Here is a 20,873-nt window from a genome sequence, read left to right as displayed (position 1 = left end):
CGCCGCAAGGCGCCCTGATTGTTTCCGCCGCGGCGGCGATCACTTCTGGTCGAGCAAATGGCCCATTTTGGCGGCCTTGGTCGCCAGATAGTGTTCGTTCTTCGGGTTACGGCCGACGATCAGCGGCACGCGCTCGCTGATGTTGATGCCGGCTTCGGTCAGGATCTCGACCTTTTTCGGGTTGTTGGTCAGCAAACGCACCGCGTCGACGCCCAGCAGTTTGAACATGTCGGCGCACAGGGTAAAGTCGCGCTCGTCGGCGGCGAAGCCGAGCTGGTGGTTGGCTTCCACGGTGTCTGCGCCCTTATCCTGCAGGGCATAGGCGCGGATCTTGTTCAACAGGCCGATATTGCGGCCCTCCTGGCGATGATAAAGCAGAATGCCGCGGCCTTCTTCGGCGATTTGCTCCAGCGCGGCTTCCAGCTGAAAACCGCAGTCGCAGCGCAGGCTGAACAGGGCATCGCCGGTAAGACATTCGGAATGCACGCGCGCGAGCACCGGCGCTTCGCCGGAAATATCACCGAATACCAGCGCCAGATGGTCATGCCCGGTCGCCAGTTCTTCGAATCCTACCATCAGGAAATCGCCCCAAGGTGTCGGCAGTTTAGCCTCTGCCACCCGTTTAAGCTGCATGTCACTCTCCACAAAAACCTACGATTCAATCATTGTCGCGCATCCTAAGTCCGGTTCGGTAAATTGACCAAGACTAAAACGTGCTGCGCCGATCTCTATTTCGTTAATTATCGGCTATTTTGCCACAACTTCTTGCCGGGCGGTGCTCAGCAAACCAGCAGATGGCGTTTTCCGGCTACCTATTATTGCGATAGGTTGCCTATCTGTTTAATTTTTCGCGTGTTATCAAGATTACACTCTTGTTACACTGCAGTCTGATTCACGCAGAGGAAAACGGGAATGTATGAGATAGCAAAACGCACGGCGGGCGGCGCGCTGCTGCTGCTGTTGATGCCGCTGGCGGTCTGGGTATCCGGCTGGCACTGGCAGCCCGGCGGCAATGATCGGCTGCTGAAAGCGCTGTACTGGGTGACCGAAACCGTGACCTCGCCGTGGGGCATTTTGACCAGCGCTATCCTTTGCGGTTGGTTTTTGTGGTGTCTGCGCTTTCGGCTCAAGGCGGCCATCGGTCTGGCGATCCTGCTTTCCGCCGCGTTGGTGATTGGGCAGGGGATCAAGTCGCTGATCAAGGATCGGGTGCAAGAACCGCGGCCGTTTGTGGTATGGCTCGAGCAAAACCACGGCGTGGACGGCAAATACTTCTATTCGCTGCATCGCAAAGAGCGCAGCGCGCTGGTGCGCGAGCAATTGCAGGATCAGACCCTGGTGCCGAACTGGCTGCGCAAGCACTGGCAGTTTGAAACCGGCTTCGCTTTCCCGTCGGGGCATACGATGTTCGCCGCCACCTGGGCGCTGTTGGGCGTAGGGCTGCTGTGGCCGCGCCGCCATTATAAAACCGTCGCGCTGCTGATGGTGTGGGCAACGGGGGTGATGGGCAGCCGTTTGCTGCTGGGCATGCACTGGCCACGCGATCTGGCGATGGCCACGCTGATCAGTTGGCTGTTGGTGGTGGTCACCTGCTGGCTGGCGCAGCGCTGGTTTGGCCCGCTGACGCCGCCGCCGCAAGAGCAGCAGGAAATCGCGGCGCGCAAGCCGGAATAAGCATTCTTCTCGCAGGCGCCCGTCAGGCGCCTGCCACCAACACCTTTACTCCCACCTTCTCAAAGGCCTGTATGGCGGTATTGCTGATACCGTCGTCGGTGATCAAATAGTCGATATGCTGCCAGTCACAGGGCAATGCGAACATCGACACCTTATCGATTTTGCTGGAGTCGGCAACCACATACACCGTGTTGGCTGCGTTGATCATCGCCGTTTTCAGTTTGATGTCGGTCTCGCTTGGGAAACTGAGGCCGTGGCGGGGTGAGATGCAGGCCGTTGCGAGGAACAGTTTCTGGGCCAGAACGTTCTCGAAGAAGCCGGCGGCTTTGTCCCCCGAAGTGGAAAGCGTCGGAAATTTGAACGAGCCGCCGGTCAGCAAAATGTTCACGCCCGGTTCGCCGCCCAGCTGCAGCGCGATATTGACGCCGGTGGTGATAACGGACAGTTTCTTGATGTGGCTCAGGTGATTGGCGATAGCCGTGGTGGTGGTGCCCGAATCAAGAATGATGGTGTCGCCCGGTTCGATAAAACCGGCGGCGAGCTTGCCGATGCGATCCTTGGCGGTCAGGTTGACCTGGCGTTCCAACAGCATGGCATGGGTGTTTTGCTTGCCATCGACCAGGGTTGCGCCGCCGTGGAAACGCTGCACATAACCTTGTTGCTGCAGGACCCGCAGGTCGGTGCGAATGGTCGCTTCGGTCAGCTTGAAGGTATCGGTCAGCATTTTGACCGTCGCCGAGCCGTCTTCGCGGATCATGTCGAGGATCTTTTCGCGCCGTTGCTGCATTTCCGCCAGCTGTTCGCTTTTGCTTTTCAATCGAAAGACTCCTGCACCTGTCAGTTCCCGCCGGGCGGTTTGCCACGGCAACTCCTTATTGATGCGCTGAATTTTAGCTCGCGATTATTGATAAAGCTATGGATAAACCCGGTCAACCCATATTGATTTTTATTCGAAAGTCTATGGTATCAGCAAAAGTCACCGGGTAAAACGAATTTTAAGTTATTTGAATGTTTTCATTTCATTGTTATTTATTGCTTTTTGTGAATTGTGATTCCGCCTGTTGCGTGCTTTTGCTTGAAATTTGATCTTGCCCACATTAATTATCGTTTTTGCTGCATATGATTTCCATTCGAAAATCAATGGCGGGTTAGCGGATCGTTTTAGAGGCGATAACGATAATCAACGTGCTCAAACAGAGGTGACGATGGACTTCCAGGCGATTAAAAACACGGCGCGCCAGGCGCGCCGATATGTGGTGACCATGAACCATAAGGCAGGCAAGGGCCATACCGGCGCCGATCTGTCGGAAATCGACATCATCTGCACCTTGTATATGGCGGTGATGGATCGCGGCAATGCCCGGCCCGATCAGGATCGGTTCATTTTGTCTAAAGGGCACGGCGCCGGCGGTTTTTACTGCAGCTGCGCGGCGATGGGCCTGCTCGATCCGGCGGTGCTCGATCAGTTCATGGGCGACGACACCTTGCTGGCCGGGCATCCGGTGCGGCAGAAGCTGCCGGAGCTGGTGGAGATCAACTCCGGCGGTTTGGGGCATGGCCTGCCGATCGCCGTGGGGCTGGCGCTGGGCAACAAACTGGCCGGGCGCGCACATCGCCGCGCGTTCGTGCTGCTGGGCGACGGCGAGCTGGCGGAGGGTTCCAACTGGGAGGCGGCGATGGCGGCCAGCAAATTCAAGCTGGATAACCTGATTGCCATCGTCGATCGCAACCGGCTGCAGCTGGCGGGCAAGACAGAGGCCATCATGCCGCTGGAGCCGCTGGCGGAAAAATGGCGCGCTTTCGGTTTCGAAACCCTGGAATGCGACGGGCACGATCCGGTGGCGCTGGTGGCGGCGATCCAACGCCCGAGCCAGGACAAGCCGCGGGTGATTTTGGCCAATACCGAAAAGGGGCACGGCGTGTCGTTTATGGCTAACGTTGCCGCCTGGCATCACGCGGTACCGGACGAACAACAGCTGGCGCAGGCGCTGGCGGAACTGGAGGGGTGAACATGCAGGACTTACGCGATGCCGTGGTGACGGCGTTGATCGAAGAGCAGCTGGCGGGGGCAGATCTGAGCGTGATGGTGGCGGACTCCACGTCCACGTCGAAAATCGCGCCCTTTGAGCAGGCTTATCCGGAGCGAGTGGTGAACGTCGGCATCGCCGAACAAAATATGGTGGGCATGGCCGCCGGCATGGCGCTCAGCGGTCGCACGGTCTTTACCGCCAACGCAGCGCCTTTCCTGTTCGCCCGTTCTAACGAGCAGATGAAAAACGATGTTTGCTACACGGAAACCAACGTGAAAATGCTCGGCCTGAATGCCGGATTCGGCTATGGGCCGCTGGGGGCGACGCACCATTGCATGAACGATATCGCCATCGCCCGCACGCTGGGCAATCTCAGCGTCTATGCGCCGGCGGATGCGCGACAAGCGGCAGAGATTGTCCGTTATGTCATCGCGCAACCCGGCCCGGCCTATATCCGTATGGACAGCGACAAGCTGCCGGTGCTGAACGCGAGCTATCACTTCCGCCCCGGAGAGCCGGAGGTGCTGCATCAAGGATCTGACAGCCTGGTGTTTTGCCTGGGGACGGTGGCGCACGAGGCGATGAAGGTGCTGGAATTGGGCGATAACCCGACCATCGTCTCGCTGCCTTCGCTCTGGCCACTCAATGAGGCGGCGGTAGTGGCGTTGATGCGTTCGCACCGCCGGGTGCTGACCATGGAGGAGCACGCCCTCAGCGGTGGCCTGGGCACCATCATCGGTGAGCTGTTGCTGCGGCATCAGCTGCCGCGGCCGTTTACCGCGCTGGGCGTGCCGGCTTATGAATTTACCCACAGCAGCAGCCGGGCGGCGCTGCGGCGGCAATACGCCATCGACGCCGCAGGGTTGCATGCTCAGTTAACGCCATAGGGGGAATGCGATGGAGCAGAACGAATACGACGTTAATTTACGCTACGGTGTCGATAGCCGGATGTCGCTGGCAGGGAAGGTAGCGGTGATCACCGGCGGTCTGGGCGGCATCGCGATGGCCGCCAATCGCCTGCTGCTGGAGAAGGGCGCGCGCCTGGTATTGATGTATCCGGCCTTTGAACAGGACAAGGCCGCGGCGGCGCTGCGGGAGTTGGGTGAAGAACAGGTGTTCTGCCAGGTGTGCGACGTGACCGAACCCGGCTCGGTGGCTGCCGCCTTCAACGCGGCTCAGCGGCGCTTTGGCCGGCTCGATATCCTGGTCAACTGCGCCGGCTACGTCAATTTGCAGCCGGCGACGGAAGTGACGCTCGAGGAGTGGCAGCGCCACTTGGCGGTCAACCTCACCGGGCCTTTTTTGTGCTCGCAGGAACTGGCGCGCCGTGCGATAGCCGCCGGCCACGGCGGGAAAATCATCAACATCGCGTCGCAGGCGGCCTCCATCGCCATTGACGATCACTGCGCGTACACCGCCGCCAAGGCAGGGCTGCTGGGCATGACCAAGGTGATGGCCAAAGAGTGGGCGCCGCACGGCATCACCGTCAACACGTTATCGCCCACCGTGGTGCTGACGCCTATGGGAGAGAAAGCCTGGCGCGGCGAGAAGGGCGAGGCGATGAAAAAACTGATCCCGCTGGGGCGTTTTGCTTATACCGACGAAATTGCGGCGGCGATCCTGTTTTTTGCCAGCAACGGCAGCGACATGATCACCGGCGCGGACCTGATGATCGACGGCGGTTTTACCATTTGGTAAGCGGCAACTGCAGCGATCGCCAACACCAGACGATGTTCAACACAACGATAAGAGAACACCATCATGAGAAAAATAGCCACTTACCTTACCCTGCTCACCGGTTTTGCCTGCACCTCTGCCATGGCGGCGGAAAAGGGCACGATCGCCATTCTCGTCAATTCGCTGGATAACCCTTATTACTCCGCAGAGGCCAAGGGGGCCGAGAGCAAGGCCAAGTCGCTCGGTTACCAGACGCTGGTGTTGTCGCACGGCGAAGACGTTAAGCGCCAGGGGGAGCTGATCAGCCTGGTTATCGGCCGCAAGGTTCAGGGCATCATTTTGGATAACGCCGATTCTCAGGCCAGCGTCGCCGCCGTGCAGCAGGCGAAAAACGCCGGTATTCCGGTGGTACTGATCAACCGCGAGATCCCGGTCGATGGCGTGGCGTTGGCGCAGATCACCCATAACAACTTCCAGGCCGGCTCGGACGTCGCCAACCAGTTTGTCGAAAAAATGGGGGAAACCGGCAAATACGCCGAGCTGACCTGCAACCTGGCGGACAATAACTGCGTTACGCGCTCGCAGTCGTTCCACAACGTGATCGACCAATACCCTGAGATGGTCAGCGTGGCGCGTCAGGATGCCAAGGGCAATCTGCTGGAAGGGAAACGCATCATGGACAGCATTCTGCAGGCGCATCCGGACATCAAAGGCGTGATCTGCGGCAACGGCCCGGTGGCGCTGGGCGCAGTGGCGGCGCTGAAGGCCGCCGGCCGGCATGATGTCACCGTGGTGGGCATCGACGGCAGCAACGATGAACGCGACGCCATTCTCAACGGCAGCCTCTACGCCAGTGTGATGTTGCAGGCGCAGGCGATCGCCGCGCAGGGCGTTGAAATCCTCGACGGTTATTTCCAATCCGGCAGCTATACCGGCAAGGAGCGCGTGATGTTCCGCGGCATCCTGATCGGCAAAGACAATGCGCAACGGGTCAGTGACTTCAACTTCAAACCGTAATCCGCGCTGAGCGGCGTCTTTCACCACCCCGTCCCGGCGGCGGGGTGCGATCGGAGGTGTTGTTATGTCGATGCGCATTGCGCTGGCCGTCACCGTCGTCCTGGCGTTGAGCGGTTGCCGTATCGTTTCGGAGAAAAAGCTGGCGGAGCTTCGCTCCCCGGTGAATCCGCATGTGGCGCAGGCGGCGGAAATTTACCGCAGCCAAATCGCTCCGCAAGCGGTCAAAACGGCGCAGCCGCTGGGCGAGCTGCTCGCCCGGATCGCCCAGGCCAAGGATTTTGACAGCGCCTGCGATCTGCTGGGGTACCGCGCTCAACCGGAGTTCCCTTGTTATTTCAACGTTAAGGTCAGCGGTGAAGTCGCGGCGGTCAACACCCGGTCGCGCAGCGGAAAATTAACGCTCAAGCTGACCGATGCGCCGCTCAGCAGCGTGGAGGTGCAGATCGGGCCGGTTTATCGCGGTACGGCGTTGCGCGACAGCTATCGCGGGCTGAGCTACAGCGATTTCAATGACCAAGCGCTGTTCGGCGATTTTGCCAGGGCGATTAATCAGGCTTCGATCGACGAACTCGCCGGATCCCCGCCCAAGGTGGGTGACCACATTACCGTGTACGGCGTATTCAGCAGTTGGCAGGCGCCTGCCGAGCCGCTGTTGATCACGCCGGTACGCATTCAACCTAAGGGGGCGTGATGAGCGATCCGGTCATTATTCAAACGCGCAACGTTTCGCGTCTCTATCCTGGCGTCACGGCATTGGATAGCGTGAGTTATCAAGTGTTTCGCAATCAGGTCAACGTGCTGATCGGCGAAAACGGCGCCGGCAAGTCGACCATGATGAAGCTGCTGGCGGGGGTGGAAACCCCGTCCTCCGGCACCATCGAGCTGGAGGGTAAAGCGGTGACGCTAACTTCCACGCAGCAGGCGGAGCGGCTCGGGATCAGCATTATTTTCCAGGAGCTGAACCTGTTCCCCAACCTGTCGGTGATGGACAACATTTTTATGGCCAACGAGTTCTTCCAGCGTGGCCGCATCAATGTGGACTATCAATATCAGCTGGCCAAATCCTTGCTGCAGCGGCTGGAGTTGGACATCGATCCGCATACGCCGTTGGGCAGTCTCGGCATCGGACATCAGCAGCTGGTGGAAATTGCTCGCGCCTTGGCGAAGGACACCCGGGTGCTGATCATGGATGAGCCGACGTCGGCGCTGAGCCAGGCTGAAGTGCGCACGCTGTTTCGGGTGATCGCCGATCTGAAAAAACGCGGCGTCACCATCATCTACATTTCTCACCGTCTGGAAGAGCTGATGGAGATTGGCGATCGCATCACGGTGTTTCGCGATGGGCGTTTTGTTGCCGCCGAGCCGGTCTGCAACGTCAACATCCCGTGGATCATCGAAAAGATGGTCGGGGAAAAGAGCAAGCACTTTGATTATTGCGCGGCAGAGCAAGGGGATGAAGTGCTGAAGGTTGAGCAGTTGACGCTGCCGCGTGAAAACGGCGGCTATTGCCTTAACGACGTCAGTTTTTCACTGCGCAAAGGGGAAGTGATCGGCATTTATGGCCTGTTGGGCGCCGGCCGCACCGAACTGTTCAAGGTGATCAACGGCGTGATGCGCCAGACGGCAGGCCGCATTCTGCTCAACGGCAAAAGCGTGGAGCGGTTGGGGTTTCGTCAGCGCATGGCGTTGGGCATGGCGCTGGTGCCGGAAGACAGGCAGGCGGAGGGCTTGGTGCAGATGATGTCGATCAAGGCCAACATGACCCTGGCCAGCCTGGGGCGCAACGCGCTGCGGCCGTTGGCATCGGCCGGGGAGTGTGCGTTGGTCGATGGCATGATCGAAAAACTGGCGATCAAGGTGAGTGACCGGGAGCTGCCAATCACCAGCCTGAGCGGCGGCAATCAGCAGAAAGTGGTGTTGGGCAAGGCGCTGCTGACCGGGCCGCAGGTAGTGTTTCTCGATGAGCCGACGCGCGGAATCGACGTCGGCGCCAAAACGGACGTTTATCACCTGATTGGCGCGATGGCACGCCAGGGGCTGGCGGTGATGTTCTCTTCGTCGGAGCTGGATGAGGTGGTCTCACTGGCCGACCGGGTGATGGTGATGGCGGACGGGAAACTGACGGCCGATCTGCCGCGCGAACGGGCCGATCGCGAAACGCTGATCCGCGCCTCAACCCCACACGCATAAGGATAAGGCAATGCAAACCAAGTATCGGTTGTATATGTATTTGCTGCAGGCGCGCACCTTCATCGCCCTGTTGCTGGTGGTGCTGTTCTTCAGCAGCATGGTGCCGAATTTTCTGACCGTCTCCAATCTGCTGATCATGACGCAGCACGTGGCGATTACCGGGTTGCTGGCGGTTGGCATGACGCTGGTGATCCTCACCGGCGGCATCGATTTGTCGGTCGGCGCGGTGGCGGGCCTGTGCGGGATGATCGCCGGTGCGCTGTTGACCGTCGGCATCCCGCTGTGGGATGGCAACCGGCTGTTTCTCAACGTTTTCGAAGTGCTCGGCGCGGTGGCGCTGTTGGGCGTATTGTTGGGGTTGGTCAACGGCACGCTGATCACGCGGCTCGGCGTTGCGCCATTCATCTGTACCCTGGGCGCAATGTACGTGGCGCGTGGGGCGGCATTGCTGACGGCGGACGGCAAAACCTATCCCAATCTGGTGGGCATGGAAGCGCTGGGCAACACCGGTTTCGCGGCCCTGGGATCCGGCACCTTTCTCGGGATTTACAACCCGATTTGGCTGATGTTGGCCATCGTGTTGTTGGGGATCTATCTCACCAAGAAAACGCCGCTGGGCCGTTATATCTATGCGATTGGCGGCAATGAGCCGGCGGCGCGGCTGTCGGGAGTGCCGATCGTCAAAGTGAAAATGTTCGTCTATGCCTTCTCCGGGCTGTGTGCGGCGCTGGTGGGGCTGGTCATCGCTTCTCAGTTGCAAACCGCGCACCCGATGACCGGCAATATGTTCGAGATGGACGCCATCGGCGCGACGGTGCTGGGCGGTACGGCGCTCAGCGGTGGCCGCGGCAGGGTATTCGGTTCGATCATCGGCGCCTTTGTGATCGTTTTTCTGGCGGACGGTCTGGTGATGATGGGCGTCAGCGAGTTCTGGCAAATGGTGATTAAAGGGCTGGTGATCGTTACCGCCGTGGTGATTGACCAGTTCCAGCAGCGTTTGCAGAGCAAGGTCATTTTGATGCAGCGGCAGGATAAAAAAGCGGTGCAGCCGCTGGCTGAGGTGAGCCATGGCTAAAGCGGATTGCATTGTCGCGTTGGACGAAGGCACCAGCAACGCCAAGGCCGTGGTGGTGGATGCGCAGGGGGCGATCGTCGCCAGAGCCAGCAGGCCGTTGACGCTGCAGACGCCGCAGCCCGGTTGGGTGGAGCAGCGGGGCGAGGCCTTGCTGGCAGCCTCTCTGGCGGTGCTGCGGGAAGCGATTGCGTTGGCCGGCGCATCCCGTATTGCCGGTATCGCCATCAGCAACCAGCGTGAAACCGCCATCGGCTGGCGGCGTTCCGACGGCCAGCCGATCGGGCCGGCCCTAACCTGGCAATGCGCGCGCGCTGCCGATTTCTGTGAACGGCTGCGGCACGATCGGCAGGCCGAAGTGGTGCGTCGCGCCACCGGCCTGCCGCTTTCACCGCTGTTCTCGGCGGCGAAAATGCGCTGGTTGCTCGATCGCTGCGAAGGGGGGCAACGGATGGCGGAGAACGGGGAAATCTGCCTTGGCACCATCGATGCCTGGCTGCTGTGGCAGTTGAGCGGAGGACAGGCATTCGGCTGCGATACCTCCAATGCCGCTCGCACCCAGCTGTTGAACCTTGCCTCCGGCGATTGGGACGAGCGGATGCTGGCGCTGTTCAACATTCCCCGCCAGGCGCTGCCGACGATCTCCCCCTCCAGCCATGTGTTCGGCGCGACGTTGGGATTGGAAGGCATTGCCGACGGCATTCCGATTGGCGCGATGGTCGGTGATTCGCATGCGGCGCTGTACGGCCATGCGCTCGGCCAGGCGGGGCAGGTTAAGGCCACCTATGGCACCGGTTCATCGGTGATGGCGCCGATCGCCGAAGCGCAATGCGACACGAGCGCTCTGGCAACGACCGTCGCCTGGCACGATGGCGAGCGTATGCAGTATGCGCTGGAGGGCAATATTCCCCACACCGGCGACGCCATTGCCTGGATGCTGGATATCACCGCCATGCCGGCGGGGGGCGAGACGCCGTTAAGTGAACTGCCTGTTTGCGTGGCCGACAGCGGTGGCGTCTATTTTGTGCCGGCACTGACCGGGGTCGGCGCACCCTGGTGGGATGAGCAGGCGCGCGGCGTGATCTGCGGCCTCAGCCGCGGCACGCGGCGGGAACATTTGGTGCGGGCCGCATTTGAGTCGGTGGCTTATCAAATCGCCGATGTGATCGGCGTATTGCGGCAACAGCCGGGTTTTGCATTGCAGGGGTTAATGGCCGATGGCGGCCCCAGCCGCAATGACTGGCTGATGCAGTTTCAGGCCGATCTGCTGGGTTGCCCGGTGTGGCGCAGCAACACGGCGGAACTCTCGGCGCTGGGGGCGGCGCTGATGGCGATGCGCAGCCTGTGGGGGACTACCGATCGGCAACTGGCGGCATTGTTGCCCCAACATGATGAATTTAAACCCGATATGCAGCGCCACCGGCAGCTGCAGGAAAACTACAGCGCCTGGCGGCAGGCGGTGCAACGCACCTTGTGGCGGCCGCAGGCGAGCTCATTGATGACAGGAGAACAACCATGAATCGTGATTTCACGGGGAAAACCGTGGTGATTACCGGCGCATGCCGCGGCATTGGGGCCGGCATCGCCGAGCGCTTCGCCCGTTTGGGCGCCAATCTGGTGATTGCATCGAATGCGGAACGCATTCTGACCACGGCGGAAACGCTGCGCCAGCGTTATGGTGTGGAGATTCTGCCGGTGATCCTCGACGTCACCGATGAGGCGCAGGTGGTTGATTTTTATCGTCAGGCTTGGGAGCAATTCGGCGCGATCGACGTTTCCATTCAAAACGCCGGGGTGATCACTATCGATCGTTTTGACCAGATGCCCAAAAGCGATTTTGAGAAAGTGTTGGCGGTAAATACCACTGCGGTGTGGCTCTGCTGCCGGGAAGCGGCTAAATATATGGTCGGCCAGCGCCAGGGGCGACTGATCAACACCTCTTCCGGTCAGGGGCGTAACGGATTCATTTACACACCGCATTACGCCGCCAGCAAAATGGGCGTGATCGGCATTACGCAAAGTTTAGCGCTCGAGCTGGCACCGTATGGCATTACCGTCAATGCATTCTGCCCCGGCATCATTGAAAGCGAGATGTGGGAATATAACGACCGCGTTTGGGGCGAAATTCTCAGCGGGCCGGAAAAAACCTACGGCAAAGGGGAGTTGATGGCCGAGTGGGTGGCGGGTATTCCGCTCAAGCGCGCCGGTCAGCCCGAGGACGTGGCGGGTCTCGTGGCCTTTCTTGCCTCGGACGATGCCGACTACATCACCGGCCAAACCATCAATGTGGACGGCGGGTTAATCATGTCATGACGTGACTGTGTCACAAAAACGCGGCGTCGGAACGGCGCCGCATTAACCGCTTACATTTTCCCGCCATTGCAATCCGCGCCGTCGCCCCCATATCCTTATAAATTCGACGTTTTGAGAAGCTTTCTCATCAATTTGTTCGCTAAGGCCGTTTACTGCCGAATATGCCAGCAGATATGTGGTTTTATCGTGCCGCAGGGTTTCCCTGCCGCAGTGGGAAATGCTAACTTAAGGGTTAGGGACGCCACGTTTTGGCATCGTTCATCCGATTCACTCGGCATCGCGGGAAAGAATGTGAAATATTTGCTGATTTTTTTGTTGGTTCTGGTGATCTTCGTGATTTCCGTCACCTTGGGTGCGCATAACGATCAGGTGGTCAATTTCAACTATCTGGTTGCGCAGGGTGACTATCGCGTATCGACCCTGTTGGCCACGCTGTTTGGCGCCGGTTTTGTTCTCGGCTGGATCATTTGCGGCCTGTTTTACCTGCGCACGCGCATTGCGTTGGGCCGCGCCGAGCGCAAGATCAAAAGGCTGGAGCTGCAGCTTGAGCAGCCCGCTGAACCGGCGGCTCAGCCCGTTGTCAGCAAGGAATAATCCTCTATGTTAGAACTGCTGTTTCTGTTGCTGCCCGTGGCTGCCGCGTACGGTTGGTACATGGGGCGCAGAAGCGCTCAGCAGGATAAACAGCAAGAAGCCAACCGCCTGTCGCGTGAATACGTGGCAGGGGTGAACTTTCTGCTTTCCAACCAGCAGGACAAGGCGGTCGATCTGTTCCTCGACATGTTGAAAGAGGACAGCAACACCGTTGAAGCCCACCTGACGCTGGGTAACCTGTTCCGTTCGCGCGGCGAAGTCGACCGCGCCATCCGCATCCACCAGGCCTTGATGGAAAGCGCCTCCCTGACCTTTGAACAGCGCCTGCTGGCGGTACAGCAGCTGGGCCGCGACTATATGGCGGCCGGGCTGTACGATCGCGCGGAAGACATGTTCAGCCAGTTGACTGACGAAGCGGATTTTCGCGTATCGGCGCTGCAGCAACTGCTGGTGATCCATCAGGCCACCAGCGATTGGCAAAAAGCGATCGACGTGGCGGAAAAGCTGGTCAAGCTGGGTAAAGAGAAACAGCGCGTCGAGATCGCGCACTTCTATTGCGAACTGGCGCTGCAGGCGATGGGCAGCGACGATCTCGATCGGGCGATGAGCCTGCTCAAACGTGCGGACGCAGCCGATAAACAGTGTGCGCGCGTATCCATCATGTTCGGGCGCATCTATATGGCGCAAAACGACTACGCCAAAGCGGCAGAGTCGCTGCAACGCGTGCTGAGCCAGGATAAAGAGTTGGTCAGCGAAACGCTGCCGATGCTGCAGGAATGCTACACGCATCTGCCGGAACAACAGCACAGCTGGGTTGAATTCCTGAAACGCTGCGTGGAAGAGAACACCGGCGCCACCGCCGATTTGATGCTGGCCGAGATCATCGAACAGCACGAAGGGCGCGACGTGGTGCAGGTCTATATCAACCGCCAGCTGCAGCGCCATCCGACCATGCGCGTGTTTTACCGGCTGATGGATTATCACCTGGCGGACGCCGAAGACGGCCGGGCGAAAGAGAGCCTGCTGCTGTTGCGCGATATGGTCGGCGAGCAAATTCGCACCAAGCCGCGTTACCGCTGCCACAAATGCGGCTTCACCGCGCACTCGCTCTATTGGCATTGCCCGTCGTGCCGAGCCTGGTCATCGGTCAAACCGATCCGCGGTCTGGACGGGCAATAACGCGGCGGCGGGGCAAAACAAAACGGGGCGATTTATCGCCCCGTTTTTTCGTTTGCCGCTTACTTTTTCTTGCCGCCTTTGGCGCCGGTTTTCAACAGCTGGCGCAGTTTCTTCAGTTCTTTCTGGCTCAGCGGCTGTTCAACCTCTTCTTCGGTGCTTTGATTGTCGATCTCGCCGTGGTGCAGCTCATCCGCCTTTTTGGCCGGCTTTTCTGCCTTGGCGGCGGGCGCGTTGAAGCTGTTTTCCAGGCGCTGGCATACTTCCACGCTCAACGAAAATTCGTTTTCAGCGGCGGCGGCGCGGATTTTTTCCTTCAGTTCCAGAGGAATTTTGATGGTAAGTGTCGATATCTCGCTCATTTTGAAAGCCTTTCTGCAGGAAGATGCCTTCAAGCTAAGCCACTGACGATCGGGTGTCTAGTGTGTAATAAAAATTTAATATTTCTGTAACAAAGAAGGGTGAGGCAAACGCGGGTTTTTTAGGCGAGAAACAGAGGCAGGGCCCGAGCGTGCGGGCCCTGTACCGGAAACATTATTTATAGATGATCGCGGTGCCGCTCAGCATGTTGTTACCGCCGGCGGAGATGATGCGGTAGCTGCCGGCGCCTTGGGCATCGGCTTTAGCGGCCAGTTTTTTCTCCAGGCTGCTGAGGGTGGTCGCATGGCCCGCGGAAACGATGCCGCTGGCGGTCAGGCTGTCAGCCTGTTGGCTGTTGACCGGCTCAGCGGCGAAGGTAGCGAAAGAGGTCAGTGCGATAGCGGTAGCGGCTGCAAAATATTTGATGGTTTTCATAGGTGACTCCAGTCTGTTTATTTAGGAAGGAAGCCATTCGCTTCCGATGTGGTGAATAATAAAGCATCTGCGCCGTTTGAAAATCTGATAATGCTGAGCAAGTTGTTCAAAATGTTTGATTGAGAATTTACGCATCTTTACGACGTTTTACGCTGCGTGGTTTATCGCTGACGCGCTTTTGTTGACGCGCCATGACAAAGGTGAGAGGTAACATGACAGAGCGGCGGTACGCGCTGCGGCTGGGATTTCTGGCCCCCGGCATGTAGAATGCGGCGGTCAGTTTCGCGGGTGAGTACCTGATTATGTCCATTTTACAGAAGGTAGAAGAAATGAAGTCTGAAAATAACACTAATAACAATGACTTAAAATCATCTCCAATCGTTGTGGCGTTAGATTACGCCGATAAGAACGCTGCGCTGGCGTTCGCCGACCGTATCGATCCGCAAGACTGCCGGCTGAAAGTGGGCAAAGAAATGTTCACGCTGTTTGGGCCGCAGCTGGTGCGCGATCTGCACGGGCGCGGTTTCGACGTGTTTCTCGACCTGAAATTCCACGATATTCCCAATACCACCGCGCATGCGGTTGCGGCAGCGGCCGAGCTGGGCGTTTGGATGGTCAACGTCCATGCCAGCGGCGGCGCGCGCATGATGACCGCCGCTAAAGAAGCGCTGCTGCCTTACGGAGCGGATGCGCCGCTGCTGATCGCCGTGACGGTGCTCACCAGCATGGAAGCGGAAGACCTGCGCGGCATTGGCATCGAGGCCAGCCCGGCGGAACACGCCGAGCGCCTGGCGCGCCTGGCCCGCGACTGCGGGCTGGACGGCGTGGTCTGTTCGGCACACGAAGCGCAGCGCCTGAAGGCCGCCTGCGGGCAGGCTTTCCAGCTGGTTACGCCGGGGATCCGCCCTGAAGGCAGCGCGGCGGGCGATCAGCGCCGTATCATGACCCCGGTGCAGGCCCAGGCCGCCGGCGTGGACTACATGGTGATTGGACGTCCGATCACCCAATCTGCGGATCCGGCCGCGACGCTGCGCGCGATCCGCGCCTCTTTGGCCTGAGGAGGCAATGATGAATGACGATAACAGCCGCCTGGTGTATTCCACGGACACCGGCCGCATCAAGCAGGAAGACGTTAAACCGCAACGCGCCAAGGGCGACGGCATCGTGCGCATCCAGCGTCAGACCAGCGGCCGCAAGGGGAAGGGGGTATGCCTGATCGCCGGCGTCGATCTGGATGATGCCGCGCTCGACAAACTGGCGGCCGAGCTGAAAAAGAAATGCGGTTGCGGCGGTTCTGTGAAAGACGGGATTATCGAGATCCAGGGCGATAAACGCGATCTGCTCAAACAGCTGCTGGAAGCCAAAGGCATGAAGGTCAAACTGGCGGGCGGTTGAGGTGAATCGCCATGCCGCGGTGCAATACTGCGGCATGGCTTGAGGTTGTTGCTGCCGGGGGTTAGCCCGTTAACGGCAAAAGAACCATAGACTTAAAGTAAAACAGACCTGAAATCATCGTTATTCTGGTTAATACGTCAAAGCGCCGAGGCGCTTTTGCCAGCCTGTCGGCCGAGGTCTCTCGGTCAGGTTATTTGCCAACCTGGTGACCGATGATGCCCCCTACCGCAGCCCCACCCAGCGTGCCCAGCGCGCTGCCGTCTGTCAGCACTGCGCCGCCGACTGCACCGGCGCCGGCGCCGATAGCGGTGTTGCGATCGCGTTTGGACATGTTGGAACAGGCGCTGAGTGAAAACGCCAGAGTCAGTGCCAGCGCGGCGGTGGCGAAACGTTTATTGATAATCATCATAATGACTTCTCCTTAGCATTGGCTATATGGAAGTGCCCTATAAGTATAGGCGTTAACCATAAATCAGGCCTGCCGTTGATTCCCGTACAGTATCGATATAAAAAATGGCATTTTTTGTTAACGGCCGAATAATTAGCAAGTTACGGCGCCAAAAGGCGCCGAAACTGAGTATAGGTTTCTCGGGAAGGATAAACAGGTAAATAGTCTTAAAATCCCGCTGCGCAAGGGGAAGGCGCGCGGTGTAGCCCGCGCGGTGCGGCGGTGACCTGCGTTATTCGTTAACCAGCTCCACCTGTACGCCCTGGCGTTTCAGCTGATGCTGATACTCCAGCGCCAAGCGCGAATCGGTGATCACCCGGCTGATCTGGCCGGTCTGCGCCAGCGGGTTGGGCTGGATCTGGCCGAACTTGCTCGAGTCCGTCAGCACGATATTCTCCACGCCCTTGGCCAGCACCGCGCTGACCACGTCGGCGCGCATCATGTCGCGGCCGGTAAAGCCGGTTTCGGCCTGAAAGCCGTCAATGCCGATAAACGCCTTGTTGAAATGCACCTGCTGAATGCACAGCCGCGTAAGCGGGCCGACCACGGTCTCGCTTTTCTTCTGGTACATGCCGCCCAGCACAATCACGTCGCAGTCGGTTTCTTTCAGCAGGTTGGCGATGTAGTGGCTGACGGTGATCAGCGTAATGCGCTTGCGCTCGGCGATGTAGCGTGCCAGCAGGGCATTGGCGCTACCGCTCTCGATGAAGATCGTTTCGCCGTCGTTGACCTGCGCGGCGGCATATTGCGCCAACCGTTGTTTGAGGGTGAAATTGGACATCATGCGGGCGTCGACGTCGTCGCTCTCCAGCGCCACGGCGGAACCGTGTACCCGCTTCAGATAACTGCGCTTTTCCAGCAGGTTGAGATCCTGCCGGATGGTGACTTCCGAGACGCCCGAGGCGCGCGCCAGCTCATTGACGCTGATCCGCCGGCGATCGTTAACCAACTGCAATATGGTCTGTTGTCGTAAATTCATATCGGCCTGATGATGCGGCCGCCAAGGCGCGGCCGCTAAGAGTCAAAGGTTTAAAGAGTATGTTCTGTGCGCGCAATAATATCATCCTGCGCCTCAGGGGATAATGCGGTAAAGAAGGCGGAATAGCCAGCTACGCGAACCACTAAATCACGATATTGGTCAGGGTGTTGCTTCGCCGCCAGCAGCGTTTCGCGCGACACGATGTTGTACTGCACATGCCAGCCGCGATAGCTCTCGAAGAAGGTGCGCAACATCAGCATCAGCTTTTCCCGATCGCGCGGGTTGTCCAGCGTCGCCGGGTTCAGCTTTTGGTTGAGCAGCACGCCGCCGAGGATTGCCTCGGTAGGCAACTTGGCGAGCGAATTGAACACCGCGGTCGGCCCCAGGTGGTCGGTGCCGGACGCCGGGCTGGCGCCTTCCGCCAGCGGCTGGTGCGCCTTGCGTCCATCCGGGGTGGCGAGGGTGGCAGCGCCGAAGGGCACGTTGGCCGAGATTGACGAGGTGCCGGCGTAGTAGCCGCCGCCTATCGGCCCGCGGCCGAAGCGGGTGTTGCGATACTGCTTCAGTTCGTCGATGTAGGTTTGGTAGGCGCGCACCAGCAGCCGATCGACCTCGTCCACGTCGTTGCCGTATTTGGGCGCGGCGTTGAGCAGCCGCTGGCGCAGCTGTTCGCCATCCAGCCCGGCGAAGTCGTCGGCCAGCGCCGCCGCCAGCCGCTGCTGGCCGATCGCCCCTTGCTCGAACACCAGTTTGCGCACCGCCGCCAGGCTGTTGCCGAGGTTGGCGATGCCGACCTGCAGGCCGGAAACCCAGTCGTACTTGGCGCCGCCCTGCTTGATGCTTTTGCCGCGTTCGATGCAGTCATCCACCAGCGCGGAGCAGAGAATATCGTGGGCGTTCTCCTCCAGCACGCTGTCCACCACGCATTCGATCTCAATTGACTTGCGCGTGTAGTAGCGGATTTGTCGGTCCCAGGCGGCCATCACCTGCTCGAAATCGGCGAAGTTTCCTTTGGACAGCGCCTGTTCCTGCGGCAGGAAAATCTGCCCGGAGGTGGCGTCGCGGCCCTGTTCCAGCGCCGCCAGCAGCACGCGGGCAAAGTTGATGAAGCTCATGCCGGTGCAGCGATAGCCCCATTTGCCGCCGACGGCGGTCTCGATGCAGCCGATGGCGGCATAGTCGTAGGCGTCCTGCGGTTCAACCCCCAGCTTGATGAACTCGGGAATGACGATTTCGTCGTTGTTGAACGCCGGCATGCCGAAGCCGCAGCGGATCACCTGTACGCAGGCGTCGAGGAAATCGGCGCTCATTCCTGCGTGGTAACGTACGCTGAGGTTGGGTTGGGTGGAGCGCAGGCGGCCGCAGGATTCGAGGATGGCGTAGGACAGCGGGTTGACCGCGTCGCACGGCCGGCCGTCGAGCAGTTTTTGGCCGCCGATGGTGACGTTCTGGTACAGCGGGCTGCCGGCGGAGGCCTTGGAGTGCGAGCCGGAGCGGATCTTGTTGACCTCCAGCAGCTTCAGCCAGCAACTGTGCAGCAGCTCGATGGCGTCTTCCCGCGCCAGGTTCTGCTCCAGCTCGACGTCGCGCCGATACCAGGGATAGAGATATTGGTCGAGACGGCCGAAGGAAACCGAATGGCCGTTGGATTCGATCTGCAACGTCAGCTGGATGAAATAGCACAGCTGCAGCGCCTGCCAGAAGGTGTGCGGCGGGCGATGGGCGATCAGATCGCAGTTGTCTGCGATAGCCAGCAGCTCGGTGCGCCGCCAGTCGCGGGTTTCGCGCTGCGCCATGTCGCGCGCCAGGTGAGCGAAGCGCAGTATGTGTTCGCTCAGCGCCGCCAGCACGATGTCGATGGCGTTGAGAAACTGCGCTTTATGCAGATCTTCCCACTCGGTCAGGCGCAGGCGGCTGCGGCGGGCGTTCACCTTTTCACGCAGGCCGTCGAGGCCTAGTTCCAGCAGCAGCGGGAAGTTGACCGCCAGGTGGGCGTCGCCGGAGGTCATGTTGCCCTCGGCTTTGATGATGCCGGTGGCGAGCAGCGCCTTCTGTTCGTCGGTAAACATGCCATAGCAGCGATCCTGCACCGTTTGGCCGCGCCACCAGGGGCAAAGACGGTGCAAAATCGCCTTGTTCTCTTCGCTGACCGAGAAGCCGGCGCCCGGCCGGTCGGCCAACTGGTCGATCTCGTTTTCTATCCAGCCGACGGTGTATTCGGGGAAGATCGGCGCGGCGCGCAGCTCGCTGGCCTGGTTGCCGACGATCAGCTCGTCGTTGGCGATCCAGATGCTGCGCTTCGCCAGATGGTTGGCCAGCGCCAGCGCGCGGCGCACCGGCAGCGGCCGATCCTGATGCTGTTGATAGGCCTCGGTATAGTGCTGAGCGCGTTCGGTGCACACCGGCGGTTTGACGATGTGAATCAGCGCGTTCTTATGCGCCTGGATGCGGGCGCTGAGGGTGGTCAAATCCAACGTAGTCATGGCGTTATCCTCGCAAAATGGCGCTCAGGCCTTTGGCGCCGGCATACGCTTCGGCGAAGGCCAGCAGATCGGGCGCGTCCAGCGGCGTGCGGGAGGCGCGGTAAGGTTCGCCGAGCAGGTGATACTTGTTGATGCCCAGCGTGTGGTACGGCAAAAAATGGATTTCCGACACGCCGATCTCGTCGGCGGCGAAGTCGACAATCGCGCGGACAGAATGGCGATCGGCGTTGAAATCGGGGATCAGCGGCACGCGCACGGTCATTGGCACGCCGTGCGCCGCCAGCCGGCGGAAATTGTTCATCACCCGACGGGCGGAGCCGCCGGTCCAGGTGTTGAAACGCGCTTCATCGGTGTGTTTGAGATCGGCCAACAGCAGATCCAGCCAGGGCAACGAAGGGGCGATGTAACGCCACGGAACGTGCAGACAGGATTCGACGGCGGTGTGGATGCCGGCTTCGCGGCCGCGCCGCAGCAGCTCCGCCGCGACCTCCGGCTGCATAAAGGGTTCGCCGCCGGACAGCGTTACACCACCGCCGCTGCGCAGGTAGAAAGGCTTATCCCGCATCACCTCGGCCATGATATCGTCGGGGTTGACCGCGCTGCCGCACAGGCTGAGCGCGCCGGTCGGGCAGGCGGCGGCCAGCGCCGCATAGTCGTCTGCGCTGATGGCTTCGCGCCGCAGCGTCAGCGCGCCCTCGTCACGCTGCAGGCCTTGCGGGCAGCGCTCGGCGCACAGCGTACAGCCGCTCAGGCACAGGCGTTCGTCAAACAGCAGATCCGCGTGGCGCGAGCGGCTTTCGGGGTTCTGGCACCAGCGGCAGCTCAGCGGGCACCCTTTTAAAAAGACCACGCTGCGGATACCGGGGCCGTCATGGGTCGAGTAGCGCTGCAGATTGAAGAACATGAGTCACCCGTTTGGCGTTGCTGAATCTTTCGCCATTAAAAATGTTTCGAATGAAAGTTGGATTGATTTTGGTCAAAGGTTGGCGGGGTTTTTGCCCTATGATGATCAGAGTTTGAATCCGCCCAC

General features: G+C 59.9%; 22 protein-coding genes. 14 read left to right on the top strand and 8 right to left on the bottom strand.

Features of this window, described 5'->3' with window-relative positions:
• Positions 1 to 39 precede the first annotated feature (39 nt).
• Entirely contained in the window at positions 40 to 633 is a 594-nt protein-coding gene (gene ribA, locus SSARUM2_RS13375; protein ID WP_019452695.1) for a GTP cyclohydrolase II, read from the bottom strand.
• Between the two features lie 279 nt (positions 634 to 912).
• Between ribA and pgpB the strand changes: the two genes are divergently transcribed.
• Positions 913 to 1,674, top strand: coding sequence for a phosphatidylglycerophosphatase B (gene pgpB / locus SSARUM2_RS13370; RefSeq protein WP_033647569.1), 762 nt, complete (start codon positions 913 to 915; stop codon positions 1,672 to 1,674).
• Positions 1,675 to 1,696: 22 nt separating this feature from the next.
• On the opposite strand, the gene SSARUM2_RS13365 is transcribed toward pgpB, so the two are convergent.
• Complete coding sequence (locus tag SSARUM2_RS13365; RefSeq protein ID WP_033647568.1) at positions 1,697 to 2,491, bottom strand: DeoR/GlpR family DNA-binding transcription regulator; 795 nt, start codon at positions 2,489 to 2,491, stop codon at positions 1,697 to 1,699.
• Positions 2,492 to 2,879: 388 nt separating this feature from the next.
• Here SSARUM2_RS13365 and SSARUM2_RS13360 point away from each other — a divergent pair, with 388 nt between their 5' ends.
• The 11 genes from SSARUM2_RS13360 to lapB all read left to right on the top strand — a co-directional run bounded on the left by SSARUM2_RS13360 (position 2,880) and on the right by lapB (position 13,746).
• A complete protein-coding gene (locus SSARUM2_RS13360) occupies positions 2,880 to 3,683 on the top strand; it encodes a transketolase (protein WP_033653013.1) in 804 nt (267 codons plus the stop codon).
• A gap of 2 nt (positions 3,684 to 3,685) precedes the next feature.
• Positions 3,686 to 4,591, top strand: coding sequence for a transketolase C-terminal domain-containing protein (locus tag SSARUM2_RS13355; RefSeq protein ID WP_033647566.1), 906 nt, complete (start codon positions 3,686 to 3,688; stop codon positions 4,589 to 4,591).
• A 10-nt stretch (positions 4,592 to 4,601) separates the two neighbouring features.
• Positions 4,602 to 5,402 (top strand): GolD/DthD family dehydrogenase, encoded by an 801-nt coding sequence (locus SSARUM2_RS13350; RefSeq protein WP_033647564.1) that lies wholly within the window; start codon positions 4,602 to 4,604, stop codon positions 5,400 to 5,402.
• A 63-nt stretch (positions 5,403 to 5,465) separates the two neighbouring features.
• The gene (locus SSARUM2_RS13345) at positions 5,466 to 6,398 is read left to right on the top strand and encodes a D-ribose ABC transporter substrate-binding protein (RefSeq protein WP_033647563.1); all 933 of its coding nucleotides are present in this window, start codon (positions 5,466 to 5,468) and stop codon (positions 6,396 to 6,398) included.
• A gap of 64 nt (positions 6,399 to 6,462) precedes the next feature.
• On the top strand, positions 6,463 to 7,089 hold the full coding sequence (locus SSARUM2_RS13340) for a DUF2291 domain-containing protein (RefSeq protein ID WP_033647562.1): 627 nt from the start codon (positions 6,463 to 6,465) through the stop codon (positions 7,087 to 7,089).
• Positions 7,089 to 8,588 (top strand): sugar ABC transporter ATP-binding protein, encoded by a 1,500-nt coding sequence (locus SSARUM2_RS13335; protein ID WP_060452605.1) that lies wholly within the window; start codon positions 7,089 to 7,091, stop codon positions 8,586 to 8,588. The genes SSARUM2_RS13340 and SSARUM2_RS13335 overlap by 1 nt, the downstream gene beginning before the upstream one ends.
• A gap of 10 nt (positions 8,589 to 8,598) precedes the next feature.
• Entirely contained in the window at positions 8,599 to 9,663 is a 1,065-nt protein-coding gene (locus SSARUM2_RS13330) for an ABC transporter permease (protein WP_060452606.1), read from the top strand.
• Complete coding sequence (locus SSARUM2_RS13325) at positions 9,656 to 11,179, top strand: FGGY-family carbohydrate kinase (protein ID WP_060438592.1); 1,524 nt, start codon at positions 9,656 to 9,658, stop codon at positions 11,177 to 11,179. Before SSARUM2_RS13330 ends, SSARUM2_RS13325 begins: the two co-directional genes overlap by 8 nt.
• Positions 11,176 to 11,973, top strand: coding sequence for an SDR family oxidoreductase (locus tag SSARUM2_RS13320; RefSeq protein WP_049195433.1), 798 nt, complete (start codon positions 11,176 to 11,178; stop codon positions 11,971 to 11,973). The genes SSARUM2_RS13325 and SSARUM2_RS13320 overlap by 4 nt, the downstream gene beginning before the upstream one ends.
• Before the next feature lie 291 nt (positions 11,974 to 12,264).
• Positions 12,265 to 12,567: a LapA family protein gene (locus SSARUM2_RS13315; protein ID WP_004930650.1), complete on the top strand. Its 303-nt coding sequence runs from the start codon at positions 12,265 to 12,267 to the stop codon at positions 12,565 to 12,567.
• Between the two features lie 6 nt (positions 12,568 to 12,573).
• Entirely contained in the window at positions 12,574 to 13,746 is a 1,173-nt protein-coding gene (gene lapB / locus SSARUM2_RS13310; RefSeq protein ID WP_033634721.1) for a lipopolysaccharide assembly protein LapB, read from the top strand.
• A gap of 59 nt (positions 13,747 to 13,805) precedes the next feature.
• On the opposite strand, the gene SSARUM2_RS13305 is transcribed toward lapB, so the two are convergent.
• Together SSARUM2_RS13305 and SSARUM2_RS13300 are read right to left on the bottom strand one after the other, a co-directional pair.
• On the bottom strand, positions 13,806 to 14,105 hold the full coding sequence (locus SSARUM2_RS13305; protein WP_033653022.1) for an Arc family DNA-binding protein: 300 nt from the start codon (positions 14,103 to 14,105) through the stop codon (positions 13,806 to 13,808).
• A gap of 172 nt (positions 14,106 to 14,277) precedes the next feature.
• Positions 14,278 to 14,538 (bottom strand): YdgH/BhsA/McbA-like domain containing protein, encoded by a 261-nt coding sequence (locus SSARUM2_RS13300; protein WP_041035330.1) that lies wholly within the window; start codon positions 14,536 to 14,538, stop codon positions 14,278 to 14,280.
• Positions 14,539 to 14,867: 329 nt separating this feature from the next.
• On the opposite strand from SSARUM2_RS13300, the gene pyrF reads away from it, so the two are divergent.
• Together pyrF and yciH are read left to right on the top strand one after the other, a co-directional pair.
• A complete protein-coding gene (gene pyrF, locus SSARUM2_RS13295) occupies positions 14,868 to 15,596 on the top strand; it encodes an orotidine-5'-phosphate decarboxylase (RefSeq protein WP_049232982.1) in 729 nt (242 codons plus the stop codon).
• A gap of 10 nt (positions 15,597 to 15,606) precedes the next feature.
• Entirely contained in the window at positions 15,607 to 15,933 is a 327-nt protein-coding gene (yciH, locus tag SSARUM2_RS13290; protein WP_033647552.1) for a stress response translation initiation inhibitor YciH, read from the top strand.
• Between the two features lie 190 nt (positions 15,934 to 16,123).
• Here the strand turns inward: yciH and osmB are convergent, their stop codons facing one another.
• From osmB to SSARUM2_RS13270, 4 genes are all read right to left on the bottom strand, one after another.
• Entirely contained in the window at positions 16,124 to 16,342 is a 219-nt protein-coding gene (gene osmB, locus SSARUM2_RS13285; protein WP_004945176.1) for an osmotically-inducible lipoprotein OsmB, read from the bottom strand.
• Positions 16,343 to 16,613: 271 nt separating this feature from the next.
• The gene (locus SSARUM2_RS13280; protein ID WP_033647550.1) at positions 16,614 to 17,360 is read right to left on the bottom strand and encodes a DNA-binding transcriptional regulator YciT; all 747 of its coding nucleotides are present in this window, start codon (positions 17,358 to 17,360) and stop codon (positions 16,614 to 16,616) included.
• Between the two features lie 50 nt (positions 17,361 to 17,410).
• Complete coding sequence (locus SSARUM2_RS13275) at positions 17,411 to 19,843, bottom strand: formate C-acetyltransferase/glycerol dehydratase family glycyl radical enzyme (RefSeq protein WP_060420996.1); 2,433 nt, start codon at positions 19,841 to 19,843, stop codon at positions 17,411 to 17,413.
• Between the two features lie 4 nt (positions 19,844 to 19,847).
• Complete coding sequence (locus SSARUM2_RS13270) at positions 19,848 to 20,747, bottom strand: glycyl-radical enzyme activating protein (protein WP_060452607.1); 900 nt, start codon at positions 20,745 to 20,747, stop codon at positions 19,848 to 19,850.
• Between the last annotated feature and the right edge of the window lie 126 nt (positions 20,748 to 20,873).

It is taken from the genome of Serratia sp. K-E0102 (assembly GCF_029962625.1).
Taxonomy (GTDB): Bacteria; Pseudomonadota; Gammaproteobacteria; order Enterobacterales; family Enterobacteriaceae; genus Serratia; species Serratia sarumanii.
Note: the sequence above shows the minus strand (reverse complement) of the source record. Positions and strands in the feature narration are given on the sequence as shown.

Excerpts from the sequence above, each read along its gene's own strand:
- lapB (WP_033634721.1), top strand. The coding sequence starts at position 12,574 with ATGTTAGAACTGCTGTTTCTGTTGCTGCCCGTGGCTGCCGCGTACGGT.
- SSARUM2_RS13355 (WP_033647566.1), top strand. The coding sequence starts at position 3,686 with ATGCAGGACTTACGCGATGCCGTGGTGACGGCGTTGATCGAAGAGCAG.
- SSARUM2_RS13305 (WP_033653022.1), bottom strand. The coding sequence starts at position 14,105 with ATGAGCGAGATATCGACACTTACCATCAAAATTCCTCTGGAACTGAAG.
- SSARUM2_RS13335 (WP_060452605.1), top strand. The coding sequence starts at position 7,089 with ATGAGCGATCCGGTCATTATTCAAACGCGCAACGTTTCGCGTCTCTAT.
- SSARUM2_RS13325 (WP_060438592.1), top strand. The coding sequence starts at position 9,656 with ATGGCTAAAGCGGATTGCATTGTCGCGTTGGACGAAGGCACCAGCAAC.
- SSARUM2_RS13345 (WP_033647563.1), top strand. The coding sequence starts at position 5,466 with ATGAGAAAAATAGCCACTTACCTTACCCTGCTCACCGGTTTTGCCTGC.
- SSARUM2_RS13330 (WP_060452606.1), top strand. The coding sequence starts at position 8,599 with ATGCAAACCAAGTATCGGTTGTATATGTATTTGCTGCAGGCGCGCACC.
- SSARUM2_RS13360 (WP_033653013.1), top strand. The coding sequence starts at position 2,880 with ATGGACTTCCAGGCGATTAAAAACACGGCGCGCCAGGCGCGCCGATAT.
- ribA (WP_019452695.1), bottom strand. The coding sequence starts at position 633 with ATGCAGCTTAAACGGGTGGCAGAGGCTAAACTGCCGACACCTTGGGGC.
- SSARUM2_RS13275 (WP_060420996.1), bottom strand. The coding sequence starts at position 19,843 with ATGACTACGTTGGATTTGACCACCCTCAGCGCCCGCATCCAGGCGCAT.
- SSARUM2_RS13350 (WP_033647564.1), top strand. The coding sequence starts at position 4,602 with ATGGAGCAGAACGAATACGACGTTAATTTACGCTACGGTGTCGATAGC.
- SSARUM2_RS13320 (WP_049195433.1), top strand. The coding sequence starts at position 11,176 with ATGAATCGTGATTTCACGGGGAAAACCGTGGTGATTACCGGCGCATGC.
- SSARUM2_RS13280 (WP_033647550.1), bottom strand. The coding sequence starts at position 17,360 with ATGAATTTACGACAACAGACCATATTGCAGTTGGTTAACGATCGCCGG.
- yciH (WP_033647552.1), top strand. The coding sequence starts at position 15,607 with ATGAATGACGATAACAGCCGCCTGGTGTATTCCACGGACACCGGCCGC.
- SSARUM2_RS13270 (WP_060452607.1), bottom strand. The coding sequence starts at position 20,747 with ATGTTCTTCAATCTGCAGCGCTACTCGACCCATGACGGCCCCGGTATC.
- pgpB (WP_033647569.1), top strand. The coding sequence starts at position 913 with ATGTATGAGATAGCAAAACGCACGGCGGGCGGCGCGCTGCTGCTGCTG.
- SSARUM2_RS13340 (WP_033647562.1), top strand. The coding sequence starts at position 6,463 with ATGTCGATGCGCATTGCGCTGGCCGTCACCGTCGTCCTGGCGTTGAGC.
- SSARUM2_RS13300 (WP_041035330.1), bottom strand. The coding sequence starts at position 14,538 with ATGAAAACCATCAAATATTTTGCAGCCGCTACCGCTATCGCACTGACC.
- pyrF (WP_049232982.1), top strand. The coding sequence starts at position 14,868 with ATGAAGTCTGAAAATAACACTAATAACAATGACTTAAAATCATCTCCA.
- osmB (WP_004945176.1), bottom strand. The coding sequence starts at position 16,342 with ATGATGATTATCAATAAACGTTTCGCCACCGCCGCGCTGGCACTGACT.